21 protein-coding genes are annotated in these 23,870 nt (G+C 68.2%); 12 read left to right on the forward strand and 9 right to left on the reverse strand.

Annotated elements, in window-relative coordinates:
• Positions 1 to 106: 106 nt before the first annotated feature.
• Positions 107 to 1,018: an alpha/beta hydrolase gene (locus tag LGY53_RS11280; protein ID WP_225726605.1), complete on the forward strand. Its 912-nt coding sequence runs from the start codon at positions 107 to 109 to the stop codon at positions 1,016 to 1,018.
• A gap of 44 nt (positions 1,019 to 1,062) precedes the next feature.
• Here LGY53_RS11280 and LGY53_RS11285 read toward each other — a convergent pair whose 3' ends face one another.
• Positions 1,063 to 1,890, reverse strand: coding sequence for an AraC family transcriptional regulator (locus LGY53_RS11285; RefSeq protein WP_225726606.1), 828 nt, complete (start codon positions 1,888 to 1,890; stop codon positions 1,063 to 1,065).
• 120 nt (positions 1,891 to 2,010) lie between these two features.
• Here LGY53_RS11285 and LGY53_RS11290 point away from each other — a divergent pair, with 120 nt between their 5' ends.
• Positions 2,011 to 2,688, forward strand: coding sequence for a septum formation family protein (locus LGY53_RS11290; protein WP_225726607.1), 678 nt, complete (start codon positions 2,011 to 2,013; stop codon positions 2,686 to 2,688).
• A gap of 29 nt (positions 2,689 to 2,717) precedes the next feature.
• Here LGY53_RS11290 and LGY53_RS11295 read toward each other — a convergent pair whose 3' ends face one another.
• A complete protein-coding gene (locus tag LGY53_RS11295; protein ID WP_225726608.1) occupies positions 2,718 to 3,137 on the reverse strand; it encodes a pyridoxamine 5'-phosphate oxidase family protein in 420 nt (139 codons plus the stop codon).
• A 167-nt stretch (positions 3,138 to 3,304) separates the two neighbouring features.
• Between LGY53_RS11295 and LGY53_RS11300 the strand changes: the two genes are divergently transcribed.
• Positions 3,305 to 4,354 carry an esterase family protein gene (locus LGY53_RS11300; protein WP_225726609.1) on the forward strand — a complete coding sequence of 350 codons (1,050 nt, stop codon included), beginning with the start codon at positions 3,305 to 3,307 and terminating at the stop codon, positions 4,352 to 4,354.
• 66 nt (positions 4,355 to 4,420) lie between these two features.
• Here LGY53_RS11300 and LGY53_RS11305 read toward each other — a convergent pair whose 3' ends face one another.
• Both LGY53_RS11305 and lexA read right to left on the reverse strand, forming a co-directional pair.
• Positions 4,421 to 6,478 carry an ArnT family glycosyltransferase gene (locus LGY53_RS11305; RefSeq protein ID WP_374111164.1) on the reverse strand — a complete coding sequence of 686 codons (2,058 nt, stop codon included), beginning with the start codon at positions 6,476 to 6,478 and terminating at the stop codon, positions 4,421 to 4,423.
• A gap of 132 nt (positions 6,479 to 6,610) precedes the next feature.
• Positions 6,611 to 7,342, reverse strand: a complete 732-nt coding sequence (gene lexA, locus LGY53_RS11310) for a transcriptional repressor LexA (protein ID WP_167476319.1) — start codon at positions 7,340 to 7,342, stop codon at positions 6,611 to 6,613.
• Positions 7,343 to 7,603: 261 nt separating this feature from the next.
• Between lexA and LGY53_RS11315 the strand changes: the two genes are divergently transcribed.
• From LGY53_RS11315 to nrdR, 3 genes are all read left to right on the forward strand, one after another.
• Positions 7,604 to 8,029, forward strand: a complete 426-nt coding sequence (locus LGY53_RS11315; protein WP_225726610.1) for a hypothetical protein — start codon at positions 7,604 to 7,606, stop codon at positions 8,027 to 8,029.
• Positions 8,030 to 8,215: 186 nt separating this feature from the next.
• A complete protein-coding gene (locus LGY53_RS11320) occupies positions 8,216 to 9,481 on the forward strand; it encodes a hypothetical protein (RefSeq protein WP_225726611.1) in 1,266 nt (421 codons plus the stop codon).
• 144 nt (positions 9,482 to 9,625) lie between these two features.
• Positions 9,626 to 10,096 carry a transcriptional regulator NrdR gene (nrdR, locus tag LGY53_RS11325; protein WP_225726612.1) on the forward strand — a complete coding sequence of 157 codons (471 nt, stop codon included), beginning with the start codon at positions 9,626 to 9,628 and terminating at the stop codon, positions 10,094 to 10,096.
• A 5-nt stretch (positions 10,097 to 10,101) separates the two neighbouring features.
• Here nrdR and hrpA read toward each other — a convergent pair whose 3' ends face one another.
• Together hrpA and LGY53_RS11335 are read right to left on the reverse strand one after the other, a co-directional pair.
• Entirely contained in the window at positions 10,102 to 14,214 is a 4,113-nt protein-coding gene (gene hrpA / locus LGY53_RS11330; protein WP_225726613.1) for an ATP-dependent RNA helicase HrpA, read from the reverse strand.
• Positions 14,215 to 14,301: 87 nt separating this feature from the next.
• On the reverse strand, positions 14,302 to 14,916 hold the full coding sequence (locus LGY53_RS11335) for a PadR family transcriptional regulator (protein WP_225726614.1): 615 nt from the start codon (positions 14,914 to 14,916) through the stop codon (positions 14,302 to 14,304).
• 65 nt (positions 14,917 to 14,981) lie between these two features.
• Here LGY53_RS11335 and LGY53_RS11340 point away from each other — a divergent pair, with 65 nt between their 5' ends.
• The 3 genes from LGY53_RS11340 to LGY53_RS11350 are packed head-to-tail and all read left to right on the forward strand — an operon-like array spanning position 14,982 to position 18,116.
• The gene (locus LGY53_RS11340; protein ID WP_225726615.1) at positions 14,982 to 16,181 is read left to right on the forward strand and encodes an NAD(P)/FAD-dependent oxidoreductase; all 1,200 of its coding nucleotides are present in this window, start codon (positions 14,982 to 14,984) and stop codon (positions 16,179 to 16,181) included.
• A 56-nt stretch (positions 16,182 to 16,237) separates the two neighbouring features.
• The gene (locus LGY53_RS11345) at positions 16,238 to 16,882 is read left to right on the forward strand and encodes a Pr6Pr family membrane protein (RefSeq protein WP_225726616.1); all 645 of its coding nucleotides are present in this window, start codon (positions 16,238 to 16,240) and stop codon (positions 16,880 to 16,882) included.
• Positions 16,883 to 16,892: 10 nt separating this feature from the next.
• The gene (locus LGY53_RS11350) at positions 16,893 to 18,116 is read left to right on the forward strand and encodes an aspartate aminotransferase family protein (protein WP_225726617.1); all 1,224 of its coding nucleotides are present in this window, start codon (positions 16,893 to 16,895) and stop codon (positions 18,114 to 18,116) included.
• Positions 18,117 to 18,146: 30 nt separating this feature from the next.
• Here LGY53_RS11350 and LGY53_RS11355 read toward each other — a convergent pair whose 3' ends face one another.
• On the reverse strand, positions 18,147 to 18,629 hold the full coding sequence (locus LGY53_RS11355) for a GNAT family N-acetyltransferase (RefSeq protein WP_225726618.1): 483 nt from the start codon (positions 18,627 to 18,629) through the stop codon (positions 18,147 to 18,149).
• Between the two features lie 176 nt (positions 18,630 to 18,805).
• Between LGY53_RS11355 and LGY53_RS11360 the strand changes: the two genes are divergently transcribed.
• Positions 18,806 to 20,437, forward strand: a complete 1,632-nt coding sequence (locus LGY53_RS11360; protein ID WP_225726619.1) for an acyl-CoA synthetase — start codon at positions 18,806 to 18,808, stop codon at positions 20,435 to 20,437.
• Between the two features lie 106 nt (positions 20,438 to 20,543).
• Here the strand turns inward: LGY53_RS11360 and LGY53_RS11365 are convergent, their stop codons facing one another.
• Positions 20,544 to 21,278 carry an SDR family NAD(P)-dependent oxidoreductase gene (locus LGY53_RS11365; RefSeq protein ID WP_225726620.1) on the reverse strand — a complete coding sequence of 245 codons (735 nt, stop codon included), beginning with the start codon at positions 21,276 to 21,278 and terminating at the stop codon, positions 20,544 to 20,546.
• 197 nt (positions 21,279 to 21,475) lie between these two features.
• Between LGY53_RS11365 and LGY53_RS11370 the strand changes: the two genes are divergently transcribed.
• Both LGY53_RS11370 and LGY53_RS11375 read left to right on the forward strand, forming a co-directional pair.
• Positions 21,476 to 22,501 (forward strand): AraC family transcriptional regulator, encoded by a 1,026-nt coding sequence (locus tag LGY53_RS11370; RefSeq protein ID WP_225726621.1) that lies wholly within the window; start codon positions 21,476 to 21,478, stop codon positions 22,499 to 22,501.
• 80 nt (positions 22,502 to 22,581) lie between these two features.
• Entirely contained in the window at positions 22,582 to 23,178 is a 597-nt protein-coding gene (locus tag LGY53_RS11375) for a DUF5134 domain-containing protein (protein ID WP_225726622.1), read from the forward strand.
• A 1-nt stretch (position 23,179) separates the two neighbouring features.
• Here LGY53_RS11375 and LGY53_RS11380 read toward each other — a convergent pair whose 3' ends face one another.
• Positions 23,180 to 23,827, reverse strand: a complete 648-nt coding sequence (locus LGY53_RS11380; protein ID WP_225726623.1) for a hypothetical protein — start codon at positions 23,825 to 23,827, stop codon at positions 23,180 to 23,182.
• Between the last annotated feature and the right edge of the window lie 43 nt (positions 23,828 to 23,870).

Raw genomic sequence — 23,870 nt, forward strand, 5'->3', positions numbered from 1 at the left:
GCACATTCGGGCGGCGCGTGCCACCGCTGATTCCTGGGTCTGGGCGGAATACTGTGTGGCGGCGCACTGTTGGCCAGCGTGTATCGACGTTGAGGAGTGTTCGACGATGCCGAGTCCGGAAATGCAAGCGGTGATCGAGGCCTTTCGAGAGCGCAGGAAGGTCCGAGCCGGACAGGCGCCGCCGCCGCTGCCGCAGGTGCGGGCGGCATTCGCGCCCGCGATGCGGCGCCATCCGATTCCGGACGACGTGCGGGTCACTGAGGTGACCGCCGGAGGCGTTGCCGCACACTGGCTTTCGGCACCTGGTGTGGATTCCGATCGGGTGCTGATGTTCGTGCACGGCGGCGGCTACTCGATCGGATCGCTCGGCAGCCACGGCGAATTGGCGGCGCGGCTGGGCCGCGCGGCCGGTATGCGGGTGCTGTTCCCGGAATACCGGCTGGCGCCGGAACATCCGTTCCCGGCCGCACCCGAGGATATTTTCGCCGTCTGGCGCTGGCTGCGCACCGACGCGGGTGTGGCGGCGAAAAACATCGTGCTGGCCGGTGATTCGGCCGGTGGCGGGTTGATCGCCGGACTGCTGTTGCGGCTGCGCGACGCGGGTGCGGAGCTACCCGCCGCCGCGGCGCTGATCTCGCCCGTGCTCGATCTCACCGTCTCGGGCGCATCGGTCGTGGAACGCGTCGACGACGACCCCGTTTTCACCCCGAATATGCTGCGCGGTATCGCCACGGTTTATCTGGCCGGAGCCAATCCGCATGTGCCGCTTGCCTCGCCGCTGTTCGCCGACCTGTCGGGGCTGCCGCCGCTGCTGATTCAGGTGGGCGGCGCCGAACTGCTGCTCAGCGATGCGGAACGGTTCGCCGCGGCGGCCGCCGCCGCGGGCGTGGCCGTCACACTGGAGGTCGGCGCCGGGCTACCGCACGTCTACCAGGCGGCGCTCGGCACACCGGAGGCCGCCGCGGCGACCGAACAGGTCGCTGAATTCATCACCGCGCGTATTCCCGTGTCGCATTAGCGATTTCGGTCGGTGCTAGCGAACAGCCTTGTGCCGCAGCGGGATCATTCCGCGCCCATGCAGCCGCAGCGCTCCGCCCGCGCCCGATAGCGCGCCGGGGTGACGCCCGCGAGTTCGTGGAAGTCACGATGCAGATGCGCCTGGTCGCTGTAACCGGATTCGGCCGCGACCTCACCCCAGTGCACCCGCTGCGGGCCGTTGATCCGCCGCAGCAACGACTGGAACCGGATGAGCCGCGCCATCGTTTTCGGTGTCGTGCCGAGGTGCTGTTTGAACCGGCGGATCAGATGGTTGTGGCTCCAGCCGATCGCGGCGGCTATATCGGCGATCGGCATCCGGCCCGCGGTGTCCAGGATGAGCCGCCACGCCTGAACGATCTGCGGTGTCGGCAGCACCGCGTGACTCAGCCGCGTCACCAGGAAGTCGTTGAGCACCGCGCCGCGTTCGGCATTGTTCGCGGCCGCGCCGATCCGCTCGCCGAGCCTGCGGCCGAAGCCGCCGAACAGATCGGTGAGCGAAACCGTCTCGGTCTCGAATTCGCCTGCGGCCGGGCCGAACAGCCGATAGGCCGCGAGCGGTGTCAGGCAGACGGCGGTGGAAACCGGCGGCGCGGTGACGAGATACGGGCGCGTCTCCCGTTTGACGAAACCGGTGAGCCTGCCGTCGACGGGTTCGTGCAGCACCGTGAGCAGCACCGTCGGATGGGCGGGCACCCGCCAGGAGGCGAAACAATTGTGCTGGCGGCCGTGCCGGTAATCCCCGACCACCAGGCCGCGCAGCGCGGCGTGCGGCGCGGTGTGTTCGGTGTAGCCGCGGCAGGAGAAGTCGGCGGGCGCCAGTCCGAGCGCATCCGGCTCGAGAGCCGACAGCATGGCACCACCTCGCTCGTCGATCACGGTTCGGCCACGTATTTTAGCTGGACGAAGTGGCGGCGCCGTTGCGGCGGGCGCGGCTACTGTGGTCGATAGCCGTTCGCCGTGGGGGAGGGCACCATGGCCGAGCCGCACCGGCCCACCGAGTATTCGCGCAGACCAGCCGCGCCTCGGTCGTGCGCGTACGGCGGAGTCGACGGGTTCGCCGTCGCCGCGCTGATCTTTGGGTTGCTCGGCGGCTGCCTGCTCGCGGTTCCGTTCGCGGTCGTCGCGCTGGCCCGACTCGGCGCCAGGGGTGGGCGCGGGCGTCGGCTCGCGATCGGCGGGCTGGTCGCCTCGGCGGTTTGGGCGGTGATCGTCGCCGTCGCGATCGCCGCGGGCTGGCTGCGCGGGCCCATCGCGGGTCGGCCCGTCGCCGCCCCGCTGCCGAGTTCGGTGCACGGAAATGCGATCGCCAGCAACGATCTTCGCGTCGGTGACTGCGTCGACGGTGTGCATATCGGGCATATCGACACGGTGACGGTGCTGTCCTGCACCGACCCGCACGACGCCGAGGTGATCGGTGACCCGGAACTGCCCGACGCGCCGTGGCCCGGCGCCGACGTGGTGGCGGAGCAGGCCCATCAGGTCTGCCGCGCCGAACTCGACGACATCCTGCGCACCAGCCCGCGCGTCGCCGGATATTCGCTGATCACACTGTCACCCGACAGCGAAATCGGCTGGTTGCAGAGCAGGCGCACCGTCTGCGCGGTACACGACCCGGCCGGTGGCAAGCTCACCGGCCCACTGCCGCGCTGAACGCACCGACGGCGGTCGCGGGGAGCTGGTCACTCCTTCGAGTAGTCCGTGCTCAGCCACCGCTCCGGGCGCATCCGGATGATGATCGAATTGGCGCCGAGATTCTTCTCGACGAAATCCGCGCCCTCCTGCTCGCCGAAGTAGCGGACCGCGATCGGCCGCACCGCATCGGCGGTGGCCGGTTCGGTGCCGGTGACGGAACCCTCCGCGGTGACGTAGCGGTACGGCGGCTGTTCCACCTGGGCGGTGATCGAGAAGCGGCCCGCCGCGCTGATCAGCTTCTCCTTCACCGACCCGATTTCGGTCCAGATGACGACCTCGCCACCCGGTTCGTACGCGTACCAGATCGGCACCGAAAGCGGCGCCCGGTCCGGTCGCTCGACGGCGATCACACCTACATGGAGGTCGGCCAGGAACGCCTCGCGCTCCGCCTCGGTCATCTTGGCCATCGAACGGTCCTTTCGGCTCGGCGATAGGTCACACGTTTACCAACCATACGGTTCGCCGGACTATTTCCGGTGGACCGGCGCCGCGCGAACGTTCGTGCGCGATGGAAAGCACTGTCCAGCAGTCGATTTCGCATAATCCTGGGATGTTTATCCGTATTGTCGGGGGAATGACGGATTTCGAACTCTCCGGACGACTGGAGCAGCACACCTTCTCCAGCGCGCTGCTGCGCGGCAACCCGCTCGGTGATCCGCACGAGCGCCCGCTGTGGGTGTATCTGCCGCCCGGTTACGACGCCCGGGAAACCGAGCGCTACCCGGTGGTCTATGTCATTCAGGGCTATACCGGCCGACTGCCGATGTGGGGATATCGGCATCCCTTCAAGGCCCCGTTCGTGGAACTGGTCGACCGGATGTTCGCCGCCGAGGAGGCGCCGCGGGCGATCGTCGTCTACGTCGACGCGTGGACGAAATACGGCGGCAGCCAATTCGTGGATTCACCGGGCACCGGACGCTACCACTCCTATCTGTGCGAGGAGATCGTGCCGTGGGTCGACCGCAACTATCGAACGATCGCGGATCGCGAATTCCGTGCGATCCAGGGCAAATCCAGCGGCGGATTCGGCGCGATGATCACCCCGATGCTGCGCCCCGACCTGTTCGCGAATTTTGCCACGCACGCCGGCGACGCTCTCTACGAGTACTCGTACATCATGGAATTCGGGAAGGGTGTCCGGCGGCTACGCGAATACGACGGCGATATCTGGGCATTCTGGCGTGATTTCAGCGAGCGCATGGCCCGCGGCGGTCCACTGAAGGACACCGACACCCTGCTCGCCATGTTGCTCGGTCTCTCCGCGTGTTATTCCGCGGGCGAGGACGGCGTCCCGGAACTTCCGTTCGATCCGGTCACCGGCGTTCTGCGGGAGATCCCCTGGCAGCGTTGGCTCGACTGGGATCCCGTGCGCATGGTGCCGAAATACGCCGAGGCGATGCGCTCCATGCGCTCGATCTGGATCGACGGCGGCACCCGCGACGAGTGGTTCCTCGATATCGGCGCCCAGGCCTTCCGAGATGCCCTGCGCGCCAACGATGTCGCCGACGACATCATCCACTTCGAACATTTCGACGACGGCCACATGGGCATCGACTACCGCTACGCTCCCGCCCTCGGCTGGTTGACCCGGCGCATGCCGACGAAACCCCCTGCCGCTGGCTGATTCTCGCGCGGTTATTCCCGAAAGTCAGGTCGGTGCGGATGTTTCCGCACCGACCTCTGGAACGACTCAGTTGGGCGCCACCGTCAGGTCGTATACGGCGATATTGCCGATGCGGGTCGGCGTGTAGTGCGCGCTCACCCAGTCCGCGATGTCCTTGTGCCCCACCGGACGCCACCAACCCTGGTCGGCGGGCGGTTGTGCGTTCGGGCTCGGCCGGCCCGCGGTCGGCACCCGCCAGGAATCCGGGAGCTTGACCTCCTGCGCGAGGTAGTAGGTGACCTGGTGGTCGCGGACCATGCGCTGGAATTCGTCCAGTGTCGGCACCGGGTCGTCGGAGGTGAAGCCGCCGATTGCGATGACCGGTGTGCGGCTGGCCAGCTCGAGACCGGCCGCGGTGGACGAACGATCCACCGCCGCAGACCATTTCGTCGACGTGTCGCGCAACAGGTCCACCAGCTTCGGGTCGTAGCCGCCGTCGCCCATGAATATGCTCATCTGCTTGCGCATTTCGGCGGCCGGACCGGAATCGTCCCGATGCCGGGCCGGGCCGACCGACGGGCCGCCGCCGGTGTGCGGCTGCGGCAGGGTCGCCACCGCGTACGCCGTCGAACCGGCCAGTGCCGCAAGGATTCCCGCCACCGCGAGCACCGTCACCGCCCTGGCCCGCAACCGCGCGGCCGCGGGCAGCGAGACGAGCACCAGCCCGGCGGCGGCGAGCGCCGCGACGACAAGGATGGTCCAGCGCAGCCACGGAAGCCAATCCGCATTGCGTTGCAGCACAACGAATCCCCAAATGCCGCCGGTGAGAATCAGTGCCGCCGAACCGATCCGGCCGAAGTTATCGGCGCGCCGCCGCCACAGCTCGTGCACCCCGATCGCGAACATGCCCGCGATGGCCGGTGCGACGGCGAGTGTGTAGTAGGCGTGCATTCCGCCCTTCATCTCGGTGAAGGCGACCCCGTCGATAAGCAGCCACAACCCGAAAACCAGTGCGGCGCCGCGCAATACATCGGTGCGCGGGGCCCGCCGGCGCAGCGCGAGCACCAGCGCGAAGGCCAGCAGCGCCGCGGGCAGCAGCCACGAGATCTCGAAGCCGATCTCACCGGTGAAGAGTTTGTCCGGTCCGGTACCGCCGCCGAAGGCGCCGAACCCGCCACGGCCGCCCGGAAAATGCGGTATCTCGTAGCCCTCGGGCAGCGCCATCCGGTTGCCGCCGCCGCGGTGGTTCTGGCCGAGATAGCGGGCGAAACCGTTGTAGCCCAATACCAGATCCATGAAGGTGTTGTCGGTGGACCCGGCCAGATACGGGCGCGACGAGGCGGGCCACAGCATCGTCAGCAGCACATACCAACCCGACGACACCACCAGCGCGGCAGCGGCGGCGAGCAAGTGCCCCAACCGGTTACGCAACGACGTCGGCGCCACGATCAGGTACGCCAGCGCCAGCGCGGGCAGCACCATCAGGCCCTCCAGCATCTTGGCCAGGAAGGCGAAGCCGAGCGCGACACCGGCCAGCAGCAGCCAACGCAGGCTCGCCCGCGGCAGCGCCCGGATGGTGCAGTAGGCGCCCGCGGTCATCAGCAGCACCATCACCGCATCCGGATTGTTGAACCGGAACATCATGGCCACCACCGGCGTGAGCGCCAGTACGGCGCCGGCCAGCAGTCCGGCGCCGCGGCTCAGGGTGACCCGGGCGACCGCGCCGTACATCAGCGCCACCGCCGCCACCGCCATCAACGCCTGCGGCGCGAGCATGCTGGCACTGCCGAACCCGAACAACTGCCCGGACAGCCCCATCACCCACTGCGATACCGGCGGCTTGTCGACGGTGATGAAATTGCCCGGATCCAGCGAACCGAACAGCAGCGCCTTCCAGTTCAGCGAACCCGACCAGGCGGAGGCGGCGTAGAAGCCGTTCCCCATTCCGTTGACGGTGATATTCCACAGGTAGGCCGCCGCGGTGCCGAGCAGCAGCGCGGCCAGACCCAGACGTTCCCAGCGGCGTGCGGGCGGCAGGGTGGCCGCGGCGGCCCCGGCCGCGTCGGGCGTGGGCGGACCGGGGGTCTCCGTTTCGTCGTTCGAGGCAGCATCGGTCGCATCGGGCACGGCGCTGGTTGCAGTCACTCGCGACAGTTTGGCAACCCGAGGGGTGAAGTCGCTGGATGTTTCCTGTCAATCCGCTGTGAGCAGGGCGGATCGGGAGCCCGAAAACGGACGGCCGCACGGAACTCCGTGCGGCCGTTCATCCTTCGTCGGTCAGATCTTGCGGATGACCGTGACGACCTTGCCGAGAATCCGGGCGTCGTTACCCGGGATGGGTTCGAACAGCGGGTTGTGCGGCATCAGCCAGACGTCCTTGCCGGTGCGCTTGAACGTCTTGACCGTCGCTTCGCCATCGATCATGGCCGCGACGATCTCACCGTTGTCGGCCACGTTCTGCTGACGCACCACCACCCAGTCGCCGTCGCAGATCGCCGCGTCGACCATCGACTGGCCGACGACCTTGAGCAGGAACAGCGAACCGTCGCCGACCAGCTCCCGCGGCAGCGGGAACACATCCTCCACCGCCTGCTCGGCCAGGATCGGGCCACCGGCGGCGATGCGGCCGAGCACCGGGACGAAGGTCGGCACCGGGCGGTTCGGATCGGCGGCGTCGGCCTCCTCGATGCTCGCGCCGACCGTCTGCAGGCTGGTGACCGCGCGGACCGCCTCATCGAGCCCGCGGACATCCACCGCGCGCGGCCGGTTCGGGTCGCGGCGCAGATAGCCCTTGCGCTCGAGTGCCCGTAGCTGATGCGCCACCGAGGAGGTGGAGGTCAACCCGACGGCATCGCCGATCTCCCGGATGCTCGGCGGGTACCCACGCTCGCTGACCGAGGTGCGGATGACCTCCAGCACCTTGCGCTGACGCACGGTGAGCTCCGCTCCGGTCCCCGACGGGTCGGCGCCGACGTCGCTCTCATCACCCGTGTCGTCTGTGTGGCTCACCGCAACCGCCCTTCCTATGTTCGATTCGCGGCATGCGCGGGCCCCGCGTGCGCCCGCCGGAGCTCATGCCGCAGTCGTGTTTTTCGTCTCTCGAATCTAGTCCGGTCACGGCGATGTTTCAAACATCTGTTCGAGGTATGTCGGGCGTTTCTGCTGACTTTGTCGGTGACGCGTGGTAGAAATCGAACACAGTTTTCTTCGAACACGTGATCGAACGACATCTCCACTCATATCCCACGGCCGCAACCGGAGGTCTGTCCGATGAGCACTGCGATCAGCGAAATCACCACCACTCCCGGCGTCGAGGACGACCTGGGCTTCGACACCGTCCCGCGGGTTCGCACCGTCCATCCGCCGGTGCTGCGGACCCGCACCGCCACCGCGCTATACCGTCCCGCGGCGGACCGTCGTCCGCGTGGCGCGCGCCCGCGCGCCGCGGTCGTCGCCTACGACGCTCGCCCGCTGACTCCGCGGCAGTCGCGCAGCGTGTATCCGATGCAGCGGGTCGAGGAGGCGAAGGTCGGCTTCGCGGCGCTGGCGGTGTCGGCGCTGCTCAGCGCGCTGGTGGTGACGGCGCTGATCGGGTTGGGGCATTGGCGTGCGGGCACTTTCGACCACGGCACCCCCGCGCCGACGCCGATGATCGTCGACGGTTCGACGCCCCAGGACGGGGTCGCGCCGCGCTAGAACTCGGCGCGGCGAGGGTGGGCCCGGTTGGGGTCCAAGGGGATTCGGGGCCGAACAAGGTGACCGAATTTGTTGATCGGCGACAAGAACGTGTTGCTAATGTGCGGAAAACCTGTGATCAGGGCAACACGTTGGCTTCGGCTTCCGGCGTCCACCGGAATTCGCGAACGGGGTTGCCGCGCAACGATGTCGGGACCGAACCCCATGATCAACCTCGCCACCGCCGCACGCTCGATCATCCGAGTAGTCGGCGTGCTCACCTGCCTGCTACTGGGATTCGGCGCCGCACCCGTCGTCGCCGCGGCGCCCGGCTATGCGGAATACCTGGATCTGCCATCGCTCAACGGCGCGGGCGAACGTGGCGGCGGACTGAATCCGGCGCTGCCCCTCGACGAATCGGCCCTGCGCGCGGCACTGGACGCGGCGCGGGCCGACGGCATCGATCCGAAACGCTATGCCACCCTGCTGCATCAGTACTGGATGGTGGTCGCCACCGATAGCGCGGGTATCGACATCACCGGATGGGATCCCACCCGCGGGGTTCGCGCGAACGAGGCCACCTTCAACCAGGTCTACGTCAACTACCTGCGGCTGGCCACCCAGCACCCGGACTTCTGGTGGGCGGGCCTGGCCGGACTTGCCGGCGGCTCGTTCGCCTCGGGTTTCTTCGATATGCGCGATGTCGGCGTGCTGATCGACCTGACCGGCATCCACCAGCTCGGTGACGCGGTGGCCGATCTGTTGCGCGGCACCCCGCCGGAACTGACGGCGCTGCTGCCCGACGACGTCCGCTTGCTCGCCACCGAAGGCTCCCGCCTGACCGGTGCCGACCTCAGCTGGTACCAGACCAGGCTGATGATCATGCAGCGGCACATCTTCACCGACCTGGTGCCGATGCACGAGGCGTACGCGGCCGATGGCATGCGGGCCATCGACGAACTGTTCGCCGCCGGTGTGATCGACGAAAGTCTGCACACCGCATGGCAATCCATCGCATCCGGCACCCAGGCCGGTTACGTGGACGCGCTGATCAGGATGACCGACCGGGAGCAGAACCACGTGATCGCCGACCAGTGGGACGCCACCTCGGCGGGTCGCGCGCCGATCAGCCGTGCGCTCACCTACGTGAGCACGCTGGCCGGTAAGGCCGCGGTGCCGGGAGTTCGCGCGCCGGGTGTGTTCGCGCCGATCACCGTGCGCGCCGAGGTCGGCGGTCGCACCGTGACGCTGCGGGCGCCGCTACCCGACTTCAACTGGGCCGATCGCGACACGCGGTGGACATACATCATGGGTGACCTGGTGCCGCGTCACATTGATATGGAATCGAACACGCCGTTCGCGGCGACCGTGCTCGGGGAGCCGTTCTGGAACAAATTGGCCAACGGACGCCTCGTCGCGCGGCTGCCCGACCTGATCGGTGATCTCACCAGTGAGTGGTCGCTGACCGAATGAATCGATAGTCCGGGTATCCTCGAAGTGCTATGAAGGTATACCGCATGTCAACAGGGGTATACCTGCTACCGGGTTCAGGCCCCTGTACATGAGCTCGCCGGACCGACCGGTCGCGAGCGCGCGCATCGACGAAGGATCTCTCGGATGCATTGCCCGTACTGCCGTCACCCCGACTCCCGGGTGGTCGACTCGCGCGAGACCGAGGAAGGCACGGCCATCCGCAGGCGACGCTCCTGCCCGCAGTGTGGGCGGCGCTTCACCACGGTCGAGACCGCGATCCTTTCCGTGGTCAAACGCAGTGGTGTCACCGAACCGTTCAGCCGCGAGAAGGTAATTCGCGGCGTGCGCCGCGCCTGCCAGGGGCGCGAGGTCGACGACGACGCGCTGAACCTGCTGGCCCAGCAGGTGGAGGATACGGTGCGGGCCAAGGGTTCGCCGGAGGTGCCGAGCCACGAGGTCGGTTTGGCGATCCTCGGGCCGCTGCGCGATCTGGACGAGGTGGCCTATCTGCGCTTCGCCTCGGTCTACCGATCCTTCAGCTCGGCAGAGGATTTCGAACGCGAGATCCAGGAGATGCGCCGGGCCCGCGCCGCCGCGACCGCCGCCGCCAAGTAGGGCGGTCAGCGGACGGCGGCGATCGCCCGCTCGATTCGCTTGGCCGACACCGGATATGGCGTGCCGAGCCGCTGCGCGAACAGGCTCACCCGGAATTCCTCGATCATCCACCAGATCTCGCTGATCGCGGGCGAATTCCGGCGCGGCTCCGGCAGATTCGCGACCAGCCGGTCGTAGGCGGCCAGCACCCGGTCGAGTTCGGCCATGCCCTGCCGGTCGCGCACCGCCGAACCGGGCAGCGACTCCAGCCGGATCAGCGCGGCCTGCAGGTAGCGGGGCAGCTCGCGCAGGCGTGCGGTACCCCATTCGGAGATGAATCCGGGGAACACCAGATCCGCGAGCTGGTGGCGCACGTCATCGGCTATGTCCTGTTCGGCGGTCCGCGTCAGCGCACTCGAAACCTGGTGTGCCGCGGCCAATACCGGCACCGCGAGGCGCACGATGGCGGCCACGGCCGAGGTGAGCTCGGGGCGGATCCGCACGACCAGCGCGTCGAACCGCTCCGGATCGCGCACCGGCCCGCCCGCCGCGGCGATCAGCTCGTCGGCGGCCGCGGCCCGGCAGTCCTCGACCAGCGCGTCCAGCGAACCGTACGGATTCTGGCTCAACGCAAGGCGATCCGTCGGCGGCAGACCGGCGGTGACGGTGCGCGTCGAGGTGGGAATCGCATGCAGCACCAGGGCCCTGGTGCCCGCGCGCATCGCATTCGCCTGTGCCGCAGGCGAACTCAGCACCCGCACGGCCACGCCGTCACCCTCCGGCACCAGCGCCGGATAGCCGGTGACGGTCTGGCCGCCCGCCTCGCGGCGGACCGTCTCGTCGAGGCGGCCGAGGGATTCGGTGGTCCACACGGTGGCGGGCGCCCGTTCGGCGCCGGCGGTCGCCCGCGCGACCGAGGCGGAAACCTGCTCGGCCAGCTGGGTTTTCAGGTGGGTAAGGCTCTTGCTCCGAGCGACGACGGCGCCCGAGGCGTCGGTGGCGGCGAAGGTCATCCGCAGATGGTCCGGCAGTGCGGCCGGATCCAGATCGTTCGCCGTGATGGTCACCGAGCCCAGCCGGGACAGCTCCCGCGCCAGACCGGTGCGCAGCGGTTCGGCCCGCGGGGTGAGCGCGGCCAGCGCCGCGGCGGCGAAGTCGGGCGCGGGAACCACGCTGCGGCGCAGCGTCTTCGGCAAGGTCTTGATCAGCGCCGCGGCGAGCTCCTCGCGCATCCCCGGCACCAGCCAGTCGAAGCCGACCGCCCGCACGTGTGCCAGCTGCGCGATCGGAATGTGCACGGTCACACCGTCGTCGGCATTGCCGGGCTCGAACTGGTAGGTGAGCGGGAAGCTGAGCTCACCCTGCCGCCAGGCATCGGGGAAGTCCGCCGGATCCAGCGTCGCCGCGCCCTCGTTGACCACCGTATCGGTCGAGAAGTCCAGCAGCGCGGGATTTTTGCGTCGCGCGGTGCGCCACCAGCTGTCGAAGTGCCGCACCGAGACGATCTCGGGCGGAAGCCGCCGGTCGTAGAACTCGAACAGCACCTCGTCGTCGACCAGGATGTCGCGGCGGCGGGCGCGATGCTCCAGATCCGCGACATCGTCCAGCAATTCGCGATTGCGATGGAAGAATTCGTGTCTGGTCTGCCATTCGCCCTGCACCAGCGCATGCCGGATGAACAGTTCACGGGACAGTTCCGCATCGATGCGGCCGTAATCCACCGGCCTGCCGGTCACCAACGGTACGCCGTAGAGGGTCACCCGTTCGTAGGCGCGGGCCGCACCGCGCTTTGCCGACCAATGCGGTTCGGAATAGGTGCGTTTGACGAGATCACCCGCGAGCCGCTCGGCCCATTCCGGTTCGACCCTGGCCGCCATCCGGCCCCACAGCCGCGAGGTCTCCACCAGTTCGGCGGCCATCACCCAGCGCGGGGGTTTCTTGGCCAGCGCCGAACCCGGGAAGATCATGAACTTGGCGTTGCGCGCGCCGAGGAATTCCCTGGACTCGGCCTCACGAACGCCGATATGCGACAGCATGCCGGATAGCAGCGCCTGATGGATGGACGTCGCATCCCAGGGCAGGTCGGCCGAATCGGCTGTGCCGCCGTCGGATTCGCGGTTGTCGGCGCGGGACGGCCGACGGCCCCGCCCGGCGCGGTCCGGCGTTTTCGCCGATCGGCCCGCGGAATCCTTTGCCCGGCGGTCGGTTTCGTCGTCCGGACCCTGGATCGTCCAGCCGAGACCCCTGGTGATGGTGCGCAGCTGGCCGTGCAGGTCCTGCCATTCGCGGATGCGCAGGTAGTGCAGGAACTCGTCCCGGCACATGCGCCGGAATTGATTGGACGACAGCGATTTCCGCTGTTCGGTCAGATAGTCCCACAGCCGCAGGTAGGCCAGGAAATCGGAATTCTCGACGGTGAATCGGGCGTGTTTGGCGTCGGCGGCCTGCTGGAATTCCGCCGGACGTTCCCGCACGTCCTGGATGGATAGCGCGGCCACGATGATCAGCACCTCGGCCAGGCAGCCCGCGCGATTCGCCTCGACCAGCATCCGCGCCATCCGCGGATCCACCGGCAGTTGCGCCATTTCCCGGCCGATCGGGGTCAGCGTCAGCCCGCCCGCCGCGTCATCGGGTCGCGGCTCGGGCTCCGAATCGGTTGCCGGGGCGCGTTTTCCGGAACCCTGCCGGGCCAGCGCGCCCAATTCCTCCAGCAGCGCGATACCGTCGCGGATCGCTCGCCGGTCCGGCGCCTCGACGAACGGGAAACCCTCGATATCGCCGAGCCCGAGCGCGGTCATCTGGAGGATGACGGCGGCGAGGTTGGTGCGCAGGATCTCCGGTTCGGTGAATGCGGGCCTGGCCTCGAAATCGTCCTCGGCGTAGAGGCGGATCGCGATACCGTCGGCGACGCGCCCGCAGCGGCCCGAGCGCTGCCGGGCCGAGGCCTGCGAGATCGGCTCGATCGGCAGCCGCTGCACCTTGGTGCGCATCGAATAGCGTGATATGCGGGCGGTACCGGGATCGATGACGTACCGGATGCCGGGAACGGTGAGCGAGGTCTCGGCGACGTTGGTGGCCAGCACCACGCGACGTCCGGTGTGCGACTGGAACACTCGGTGCTGTTCGGCGGCCGAGAGCCGGGCGTACAGCGGCAGGATCTCGGTGCGCGGCAGCTTCAGATCGCGCAAAGCGTCCGCGGTGTCCCGGATTTCGCGTTCGCCGGAGAGGAACACCAGCACATCGCCGTCGCCCTCGGCGAACAGTTCGGCCACCGCGTCACCGATGGCGTCGGTCGGATCGCGGTCGACGACGCGGGTGTCCTCGTCGTCCGGATCGTCGGTGGCGGGCAACTCCAACGACAGTGGGCGGTAACGGATTTCGACCGGATACGACCGCCCCGATACCTCGACGATGGGCGCGGGCGTACCGTCCTCGGCGGCGAAATGCCTGGCGAACAGCTCGGGATCGATGGTCGCCGAGGTGATGATCACCTTGAGATCCGGCCTGCGCGGCAGCAGTTGTTTGAGGTAGCCGAGCAGGAAGTCGATATTGAGGCTGCGCTCGTGCGCCTCGTCGATGATGATCGTGTCGTAGCGGCGCAGCAGCCGGTCGCGCTGGATCTCGGCGAGCAGGATGCCGTCGGTCATCAGTTTGATCAGCGTGTGCTCGGAGGCCTGATCGGTGAAGCGGACGGTGTAGCCGACGATATCGCCGAGTTCGGTGCCCAATTCCTCGGCGATGCGTTCGGCGACGGTGCGGGCGGCCAGCCTGCGCGGCTGGGTGTGGCCGATGGTGCCGCGGATGCCGCGCCCGAGTTCGAGACAGATCTTCGGGATCTGGGTGGTCTTACCGGAGCCGGTCTCGCCCGCGACGATCACCACCTGGTGTTCGCTGATGGCCGCGGCGATATCGTCCCGGCGCGCCGAGACGGGTAGCTGTTCCGGATAACGGATTTCGGGTACCGCTGCTCGGCGGGCCTCGATCCGCTGCTCGGCGGCCGCGATCTCCGCCGCGATACCGGTGAGGTCGCCGCCGCGGGCGCGGTCCAGGCGTCGGCGCAACCGGTGTTCGTCGCGCAGGGATACGGCGGCCAGGCGGGTACGAAGCTCGCGGAGACTCGCGTCGGCTGTCCTGGTCATTGCGTCAACCAGCCTAATAGGCGCTATCGGCGTAGCCGTCTTCAGCCTGCGCATGGCCGAAACGAAGGTGGAGGTGCGTGGCTTGGATCACTCGCTCGATGCGGCTTTCCTGGATTGTTCGGCGGCCGCGATGATTTCCGGCATCGTCCAGCTCAGCGTCCCCGAACGGAGTTCGGCGGCAATCGATTCCGTCCACGCCAATTCGGCCCGGACCATCGCGGCCCGGTACTCCTCCTCGACCATCGAGATCCGCGGCAGACCGTAATCGGGTTGTGCCGCCAGCCGATCGAGCTCCGCGGTAAGCGCGGCCGCACGAGTCTCCAGCAGCGGCAGCACATCCGCGGGGGTGCGCAACATCGCGACGCTGAGCGCGGCGGGAAACTCCGGGTATTCACGTCGGGGCTCGGCCAGCATCGAGTCCAGCCATCCGTACAGCGCGCTCCGTCCGTCCTCGGTCAGGCGGTAGGCGGCACGCTCCGGCTTGCCTGGGGTGCGCTGGTGCTCGTGATGAGTGATGAGTCCGGCCCGTTCCAGCCGGTCGATGGTCTGGTAGACGCTCGCGCTGCGCGCGACGTTCACTACCGTGTCCTTGCCGCGCTGCCTGATCAGCTGCTGCATCAGATACGGGTGCATCGGCGCCTCGGCCAGCAATGCCAACACCAGCAGCGCCAGCGGTGAGCGCTGATCGGCGCGACGGGCCATCGTCTCGGCCTCCTATCTCGGAAAGTTCGACACCATTTTATAGCTATCCATGTTATGGTTATCGCATGCGACACGCGCTGATCATCGGGGCGGGAATCGCCGGGCCTGCGGCCGCACTGGCCTTGCGGCGGGCGGGGATTCGGGCCACCGTCTACGAATCTCATTCCACGAGCGCGGAATCCGTCGGCGGGTTCCTCACGGTCGCGGTCAACGGCCGCAATGCCCTGCGCGCACTGGATTGTGCCGACTGCCTGCGCGACGGTATCCCCACCCCGCGCATGTCCATCTACAGCGGTACCGGAAAACGCCTGGCCGCCTTCGACTATGGGCCCACGCTCGCGGACGGTGACAGCTGCCGGACGATGAATCGCACGGACCTGTACGCGGCGTTGCGGGCGGCAGCGCTGGCCCGCGATATCGAGATCGTGCACGGCAAGCGGCTCGTCGAGGTGGAGTCGGGCCAGGCCGGGGTGCGCGCCGAATTCGCCGACGGTTCGGTCGCCGACGGTGACCTGCTCATCGGTGCGGATGGATTGCGTTCGCGCACAAGGACGCTCATCGATCCGGCCGCACCGCCCGCCCGATACACCGGGCTGCTCAATACCGGTGGTTACGCGCACGGCGCGGAAGTCGATGTGCCGGTTGGCGAAATGACCTTCGTCTTCGGCCGCCGGGCCTTCTTCGGTTATGTCCGGCATCCGGACGGCGCGGTCTGGTGGTTCGCAAATTTGGGCGCGGCCGCCGAACCTCGGCCCGACGAGTTGGCGGCCATGGATGTCCGTGCGCGCCTGAACGATCTTTTCGCCGGGGACAATTCGCCCGCGCTAGACCTCATCGCGCATACCGAGCAGTTGATCGCGCCATTCGGCACCTACGACTTTCCCTCGGTGCCCACCTGGTATCGCGACCGGATGATCATCATCGGTGATGCCGCGCACGCGGCGTCACCGGCATCGGGACAGGGTGCGTCGATGGCGCTGGAGGATGCGGTGGTGTTGGGTAAGGCGTTGCGCGACGAAGCGTCCGTCGAATCCGCGTTCGCGAGCTATGAGCGGCAGCGCCGCGCGCGGGTCGAACGCGTTGTGGCATGGGGAAAGAAGCGGGGCGACCGGAAGGCGCCCGGCTACCTGGGCAGGCTGTTGCGTGATCACGTGATCTTCCCGCTATTCGTTGCGCGCGGGGCGGGTGCGACCGATCCCAATGTGTGGATGTACGAATTCCCCGCCGAATGGGGTGCCGATTCCGTCCGGGGAGGGCAGCTGTAGCAATCCGCAGGCAACTGTTAGCGGGCGCGGATGGTGACCTGTGCAACAATCGCCCGGTGCACGCCGTCGAGGTGTCTCCGTGGTGGGTTCGGGTATTGCGGGTCGGGTTCGCAGTGCTCGGTGTTGTGGCCCTGATCGCGGGTCCGATCTATGAATCGAGGTCACCCGGCTATTCGGTGGCCAACCATTTCAGCTATTTCACCATCCAGTCCAATGCGTTGGCGGCTTTGGTGCTGCTGGTCGGCGGGCTCGTCGATCCGGGCGGCAGGCGCTGGCAGGTGCTGCGCTGCGCGGCGACGATGTATCTGGTGATCACCGGCATCGTGTACGCGGTGCTGCTCGCGCATCTCGGGATCGGCGACGAACCGCCGTGGATCAACGATGTGCTGCACCGGGTGCAGCCGGTGGTCATGGTGGTCGACTGGGTGCTGGTCCCGGCCGGACTCGGCGTCACCGGATGGCTCGTCGCCGGATTGCTGGTCTATCCCGTGTTGTACGGCATCTATACGCTCGGCCGCGGGCCGATCGTGGGCTGGTATCCATATCCGTTCATTGATCCGCGCAACCAGGGCTATGTGTCGATGGCCATCGGCCTCGTCGAGCTCGTCATCGGATTCGCCCTGATCGCGGTCGCGATCGTGGCGCTCGGACAGCTCTGCGGGCGCTGGCGCGGTTCGACCTACGACCATGTTCTGCGGTAAGGGTGGTGTCATGACTTCGCTTTGGCATGGGTTCGCCGATATGGGCGCCGTCGAGCGCGACGGCGCGTTCGTGGTGGCACGCGGCGACGGCGCGTACGTCTACGACGCGGCGGGCACCCGGTATCTGGACGCGACCGCCGGGCTGTGGTTCACCAACGTCGGGCACGGTCGCGGCGAGATCGCCGACGCGGTCGCCGCGCAGCTGCGCCAGGTCGCGCACTACTCCAATTTCGGCGACCTCACCTCCCCGGTCACCCAGGCGCTCGCGGAGCGGCTGAGCGCCATCGCGCCGGTGCCGGGCAGCAAGATCTTCTTCACCTCCGGCGGCTCGGATTCGGTGGACACCGCGGCCAAGCTGGCCCGCAGGTACTGGCACGAGCTGGGCCGCCCGGACAAGTCCATCGTGGTCGGCAGGCGCCTGGCCTATCACGGAATGCACGTCGCCGGAACGGCTTTGGCGGGTATCCCGGTGAACCGGGAGGGTTACGGCGAGCTGATGCCCGATACCCGCACGGTGGAATGGGACGATCCGAAGGCGCTGCTCGCGCTGATCGAGGAGCTCGGCGCCGAGCGCATCGCCGCCTTCTTCTGCGAGCCGGTCATCGGCGCGGGCGGCATCCTGCTGCCGCCGGAGGGCTACCTGACCGAGGTGCGGCGCATCTGCCGGGACAACGACATCCTGTTCGTCGCCGACGAGGTGGTCACCGGATTCGGCCGGATCGGCGGATCCTGGTTCGCCTCTTCGCGTTTCGGGCTCGAACCCGACCTGATGACCACCGCCAAGGGCCTCACCTCCGGCTATGTCCCGATGGGCGCGGTGTTCGTCGCGCCGCGGATCGCCGAACCGTTCTTCGCCGGTGGCGTCTGGTGGCGGCACGGCTACACCTACGGCGGCCACGCGGGCGCCGCCGCGGCCGCCATGGCCAACCTGGACATCATCGAGCGCGAGGGCCTGCTGGACGAGGCGAAGCGGCTGGAGTCGACCCTGCACGACCGGCTCGCACCGCTGGCCGAGCATCCGCGCGTCGCCGAAATCCGCAGCGGTATCGGCGCCGTCGCCGCGGTGCAGCTGGCCGATCCGTCCGAGGGTCTACCTCTGGTGAAAACCCTTCGCCAGCACGGTGTTTCGGGTCGCGCCGCCGGGCAGGGCGCCATGCAGATCTCGCCGTCGTTCGTGATGACCGACGAGCAGGTCGGCGAGCTGGCCGAGGCCTTCGCCCGCGCGCTCGGCTGAAAGCTGTTGGGCTGAGCCCCTGCGCGAGGCCTACAGGGCCAGCGTCATGAAAACACTGTTCGGGTCGAGGGTGTAGTCGGCGAACGGCGGACATTCGGCGAAACCGTTGCGGGCGTAGAGGCGGCGGGCCGGGGCGAAGTAGGGCTGGGTTCCGGTTTCCAGGCTGAGCCGGGTGTAGCCGCGTTCGCGAGCCTGGTCGATCAAGTGGCGCAACAGGATCGAGGCGATGCCGCGGCCGCGGGCTGCGGTCGCGGTGCGCATCGACTTGAGTTCGCCGTGCGTCGGGTCGAGTTCCTTCAGCGCGCCGCAGCCGACCAGTTCGCTGCCCTCCCAAGCACTCCAGAAGGTGATCTCGGGTTTACGCAGCGCGTCCAGGTCCAGGGCGTGCACGCTTTCGGCGGGGGAGGTCGCGTACATATCGTCGAGATGCTGGGCCAGCAGCGCCGCGATCGCCGGACCGGACAGATCGTCGACGACGATAAGCGGCGCGGACTGGTCGGTATTGTTCGACATCGGGCCATCATGACCCGCACCGGCTCGACGCAAGCGTCTGGGACGGCTTAATCTGAAAGCAGCCGCCCGGCGCACAACGGCCTTGGTATCCGGCCCCGATCAAGGTGGACGACGATGTCTGAGTTCGGCAGATCCGCGCACCGCGCTTCCGCGTCACCGTCGCGGGCAGGACAGCCATGAAACTCACCGAGGTCGGCGCGCTGGCGACGGGGGTGGCACGGCGGGCCGCGGACGAAACCTATTACGCCACATTGGCGGTGCGTGCCGGACTGGCCGGACCGGAGCGCCCGGATCGCCTCGTCCGGATGGCCGCCGCGGTGCTGCGCTCCGGACTGCTCGGCGGTCTGGTGACGGTCGCCGCGCTGCGCTACCGCGACCGAGCCGCCATCCTCGACGAGCGCGGCCGCGTCAGCTTCCACGAATTGGACACGCGCAGTACGGCTTTGGCGAACGCGTGGCGGGCGCGCGGCCTACGCGACGGTGACGGCGTCGCGATCCTGGCGCGCAACCATCGCGGATTCCACTACGCCGTCTTCGCGGCGGCCAAGTGCGGCGCCAGAATCGTGCTGCTCAATACCGATTTCGCCGGGCCGCAGCTGGCCGAGGTGATCGACCGCGAGGGCGTCGACCTGCTGGTCTACGATCACGAATTCGGCCGCGTCGTAGGCGATCTGGTGCCCAAGCGCGGCAGGTACCGGGCCTGGGCGGACCGGCCCGGCGCGGACACACTGGACAACCTGATCGCGAGCGGCGCGCGCACGCCGCCGCGCCGCCCGGCCACCCAGGCCCGCATCGTCCTGCTCACCAGCGGCACCACCGGCACTCCCAAGGGCGCGCCGCGCGGCGAGCCGAATTCCCTCGCGCCGCTCGGCGCGATCCTCGGCAAGGTGCCGTTCCGGGCCCGCGAGATCACCGAATGCCCTGCGCCGCTGTATCACACGCTCGGATTCGCGCACGCGATCATGGCCGTCGGCTTCGGGTCGACGCTGGTGATCCGCCGCCGCTTCGATCCGCAGGCGGTGTTGGACAGCCTGGACCGGAACCGGGCCACCGCGCTGATCGCGGTGCCGGTGATGTTGCGCCGGATGGTGGAGCTGGGCCCGCAAGCCCGTGCCGGACACGATCTTTCGCACCTGCGCATCATCTTCGTCGCCGGATCGCAGCTGGGCGCCGAGCTGTGCCTGCGGGTGACCGAGGCGTTCGGCCCGGTGGTCTACAACGTGTACGGCTCGACCGAGGTCGCGTACGCGACGATCGCGACGCCGGACGAATTGGCCGCCGCGCCAGGCTGTGTCGGCACGCCCGCGCCGGGTGCGACGGTGAAGATCTTCGACGACAACGATATCGAGGTGCCGCGGGGCGGGACCGGACGCATCTTCGTCGGAAACGGCTATCAGTTCGAGGGTTACACCGGCGGCGGCGACAAGCCGAGGATCGGCCGCCTGATGGCCACCGGCGATGTCGGCCATTTCGACGGGGCGGGACGGCTTTTCATCGACGGCAGAGACGACGACATGATCGTCTCCGGCGGCGAGAACGTCTTTCCCGGCGAGGTGGAGGAACTGCTCGCCGCGCATCCGGCGATCGCCGAGGTGTGCGCCTTCGGCGTCGATGACGCGCAGTACGGACAGCGGTTGCGCACCGTCGTCGTTGTCCGGGAAGGGTTTTCACTCACCGAAGCCGAGGTCCGCGACTATGTGAAGGCACGGCTGGCCCGCTTCAAGGTGCCCCGTGACGTGCTCTTCGCCGACGAGCTGCCGCGCAACCCGACCGGCAAGGTGCTCAAGCGGGTGCTGCGCGACGGGTGATCGGGCCTGCCCGGTCGGCGCCGGGCTCACGTGGCGCGGGACGTGAGCCCGACGCGGACCGTGCGGCCCGATCGGTGCTACCCGTTGTGGCACAACCCGTTCCGGCTCAACGCACGCCGGATGGCACCGGTTCGCGGCCCAGTAGCCGCAGCAGCGCCTCGCGGAAGGTGGCCGGGCGGAGCCGGCGCGCCCGCGGCACGGTGATCAATCCGCCCAATCCCCGTGCCACACAGGCGACAACGGTGTCGGCGACGGCCTCGGTATCGGCGATCGACCCCGCGGCGACCGTACTCACCGTGACCCCGTGCGCGGCGAATTCCTGATCCAGCGCCGCACCCAATCCGACGACCCCGTGTTTGGTCGCGCTGTACACCGCGACGCCCAAGGCGGCGGGGACACCACCCGCGGTGCCGATATTCACGATCTGGCCGTACCCCTGTCGCACGAAACGCTCTGCGGCGAGCCGGGTTCCGGTGATCACCGCGCGCAGGTTGACATCGATCTGCCGGTCGGTCTCGGTCTCCGATTCGGCGAGGAACGGCCCGGCCGGCATGACGTCGGCCGCGTTCACCAGCACGTCCAGTCCGCCGAGTTTGCGTTCGGCACAGGCGAGGAAGCTCGCGAACCGGACGCTGTCGGTGACATCGAGGAGCAACCCGACGGCGGTGCCGCCGTGGATCCGGGTGAGCTGGTCGGCGATGGCGCGCACCGCGCCCGCATCGGCATCGCCGATCGCGATATCGGCGCCCTCGGCGAGGAACGCCAGCGCGGTTTCCCGTCCGACACCGTGCGCGCCACCGGTAATCGCGATGCGTTTGCCGGCAAGTGTCTTTCTGGACATATGCTTTCGCCTGCCTCCTGTCTACTAAGACGCTAGGCGGTCGCCCATGCCCGCTTCCATGCGATATCGGGCCAGGCTGTTGCGCATACCGGCCACCCTGGCAACCGTCCGGGCATCGAAAGCGGCGGTGCGGATGTCCTTGCGATGTCCGGCCAAAATCTTGCAGATTTCGGCCACCGGCGGGAAACCATGAACACGTGGCCGCATGGGAATGGCGTCGCTCGGTGACCAATGCCGCGATCTTGGTCGAGGTGGCCGAAGATCACGGACTCGCCCGTACCGACAGCCTGCGCGATACCGGGATAGATCCGGTCCTGTTGAAGACGCCTGGTGCGGAGATCGTTGCGGCCCAAGAGCTTTCGTTGGTCCGCAATATCGTCGACGCCTTCGGCGACCAATACGGGCTCGGCATCGAGGCCGGTTCGCGCACCCGCATCACCACGCACGGCATCTTCGCCCTCGCGGTGTTGAGCAGCCCGACCAAGCGCGCGGCCTTCGAGGTGGCGATGCGCTACTTCAGCCTGATGACCTCGTTCGCGCGCGCCTGGCACGACTTCGTCGGCGACGAGGTGCACCTCTACGTCGACGACAGCGATATTCCGGAGGATATTCGCGGATTCCTCTGCGAGCGGGATGTCGCTGCGCTGCTGATGAATTGGTTCCTGGTCTTCGGCAGTCCGCCGCCGGCCAAGCGCGGTGAGATCTCCGGCGGCCTGCGGGCCCGGCTGCTGCCGATCCTGGAGGATTTCGGGATCGAGAGCGTCGACGGCACCGGTCCGCACCTCGCGGTATTCGACGCCACCGAAATCGACGAGCCGATGCCGAACGCAAGCCCGCTGAACGCCGCGCTGTTCGACGAGCAGTGCGCCGAACTGCTCGACCGGCGCGGGATGCGGCAGGGCGTCTCCGGCGCGGTGCGTCAGGTGTTGATGCACCGCATGAACGGACGCATCAGCCAGGAGGATGTCGCCGCCGCCCTGCATATGAGCCTGCGCACCATGCGACGCAAGCTCGCCGACGAGGGCACCTCCTATCGGCAGCTGTGCGTCGAGACCTTCGGCAACCTCGCCGAGGAACTGCTCGCCACCGGGCTCACCGTCGAGGATGTCGCCTATCGCATGGGATATTCCGGCGCGCCGAGTTTCTCGAACGCCTTCAAACAGTGGCGGGGGATGTCACCGGGGCGATTCGCCCGCGCCGCCGCCGCCCGCGCCGTGCGCTGAATGCGGCCGCGACGATGCTTGGACTGTCGGTGCGGCATGCGAGCATGTAGGGACGGCGCGGTGACGAAAGGTGGTGCGGTGTGGCGGACTTCGTTCAGCACTACGGGGTGCTGCGCTGGTCGGTGGTCGCGGCATTCCTGGCCGCGGCCGCGATAGTGGTCGCGCGGCTGGTGCGGCCCGCGGTCCCGGCGGGCGCGGCCACCGCCGTGAATTCCGTTCCGGCGCAACAGGAATCCGATGCGGCCCATCTGCTGATGTGCCTGGTGATGCTCACCATGCTGATCTTCCCCGCGAGCGCGCACGCCATCGACGGCGTGCTGATCGCGATGACCGTCGTCTTCGGAATCCTGCTGGTGAGCCGGATTGCCGAGTGGCACAGCGCAGGCCGCGCGGATCCGGTCGATCGTATCCTCGCCATCGGGTATCACGTCGGTGCGGCGGCGGCCATGCTGTACGCGATGTCCGGGCACGGGCGGGGCGGCCCGGCACCGGCGCCCGCGCTCGGATTGGCGCTGGTTTTCGCGGCCGATGCCGTGGCCGTCCTCGCCGCCGCGCGCACCGGTCGGCACTGGCCCGGCCATCCCATTTCCGGATCGCCGGGCCGCTGGTCACAGGTGCCGCATCTGGTGATGGACGCCGGGACCGCCTACATGCTGATCGCCGCGGCGGTCGGCTGACTCACTGGCGCCAGAAGCCGATATCGCTCCAGGAGACGGTGATCGGGCCGGAACCGCTGCTGGTCTGGTACGCGCCGAACTTGTCGTAGAACTCGCCGCCGGGCGCGTTGTCGTCCTCGTAGCCGAGGGTGCCGTTGATGTACACGCGCAGAACATGTTTCGCGGTGTCGTGCACCGTATTCACCTGTACCGGCGTGCCGTCGGTCGCGGTGCCCGCCGGTGCGATGGTCGCCCCGCCCTCCACGTTGTAGAGCCTGCGATCGCGGTCGACGGCGAGCATGAAGTACGGGCCGTCGTCGCCGTTGAAGGTCTGCTTCAGCGAAATCCGTTCGCCGTCCATGCTTTTGATGGTGAACGTGCCCGCGAATTGGCGGATGCCGGTCGAATAGTTCTTACCGTCGCCCGCGTAGTCGTGATAGCGCCGCTCGGCTCGTTCGGCGCCGTTGCTACATGCGCCGCCGCCGCTGTCGCCCGGACTCGACGGCAGCGTGAACGTCAGTCCGTCGACGCTGCCGCCCGCGCATTGCTGAACGTCGAAGCCGGGTGAGTCCGGTGTCCAGTTTCCCGGCTCCACCGGATCGGCCGATGCGTTCGGCGCCGACAGGAGCGCGGCGAGAAACGCGCATACCAAAACAAACATCTTCTTCACGAGAGTGACCTTTCGCTGCCGAGCACCGGTGCCGCTGCCGGGA

Origin of the sequence: Nocardia sp. JCM 34519.1 (genome assembly GCF_020361265.1) — a bacterium.
In the GTDB taxonomy this organism is placed as follows: domain Bacteria; phylum Actinomycetota; class Actinomycetes; order Mycobacteriales; family Mycobacteriaceae; genus Nocardia; species Nocardia arthritidis_A.

Coding starts and splice junctions, on each gene's coding strand:
- LGY53_RS11360 (WP_225726619.1), top strand. CDS start 18,806: ATGAAACTCACCGAGGTCGGCGCGCTGGCGACGGGGGTGGCACGGCGG.
- hrpA (WP_225726613.1), bottom strand. CDS start 14,214: ATGACCAGGACAGCCGACGCGAGTCTCCGCGAGCTTCGTACCCGCCTG.
- LGY53_RS11365 (WP_225726620.1), bottom strand. CDS start 21,278: ATGTCCAGAAAGACACTTGCCGGCAAACGCATCGCGATTACCGGTGGC.
- LGY53_RS11335 (WP_225726614.1), bottom strand. CDS start 14,916: ATGGCCCGTCGCGCCGATCAGCGCTCACCGCTGGCGCTGCTGGTGTTG.
- LGY53_RS11295 (WP_225726608.1), bottom strand. CDS start 3,137: ATGGCCAAGATGACCGAGGCGGAGCGCGAGGCGTTCCTGGCCGACCTC.
- nrdR (WP_225726612.1), top strand. CDS start 9,626: ATGCATTGCCCGTACTGCCGTCACCCCGACTCCCGGGTGGTCGACTCG.
- LGY53_RS11290 (WP_225726607.1), top strand. CDS start 2,011: ATGGCCGAGCCGCACCGGCCCACCGAGTATTCGCGCAGACCAGCCGCG.
- LGY53_RS11285 (WP_225726606.1), bottom strand. CDS start 1,890: ATGCTGTCGGCTCTCGAGCCGGATGCGCTCGGACTGGCGCCCGCCGAC.
- LGY53_RS11280 (WP_225726605.1), top strand. CDS start 107: ATGCCGAGTCCGGAAATGCAAGCGGTGATCGAGGCCTTTCGAGAGCGC.
- LGY53_RS11315 (WP_225726610.1), top strand. CDS start 7,604: ATGAGCACTGCGATCAGCGAAATCACCACCACTCCCGGCGTCGAGGAC.
- LGY53_RS11355 (WP_225726618.1), bottom strand. CDS start 18,629: ATGTCGAACAATACCGACCAGTCCGCGCCGCTTATCGTCGTCGACGAT.
- LGY53_RS11340 (WP_225726615.1), top strand. CDS start 14,982: ATGCGACACGCGCTGATCATCGGGGCGGGAATCGCCGGGCCTGCGGCC.
- LGY53_RS11300 (WP_225726609.1), top strand. CDS start 3,305: ATGACGGATTTCGAACTCTCCGGACGACTGGAGCAGCACACCTTCTCC.
- LGY53_RS11320 (WP_225726611.1), top strand. CDS start 8,216: ATGTCGGGACCGAACCCCATGATCAACCTCGCCACCGCCGCACGCTCG.
- LGY53_RS11350 (WP_225726617.1), top strand. CDS start 16,893: ATGACTTCGCTTTGGCATGGGTTCGCCGATATGGGCGCCGTCGAGCGC.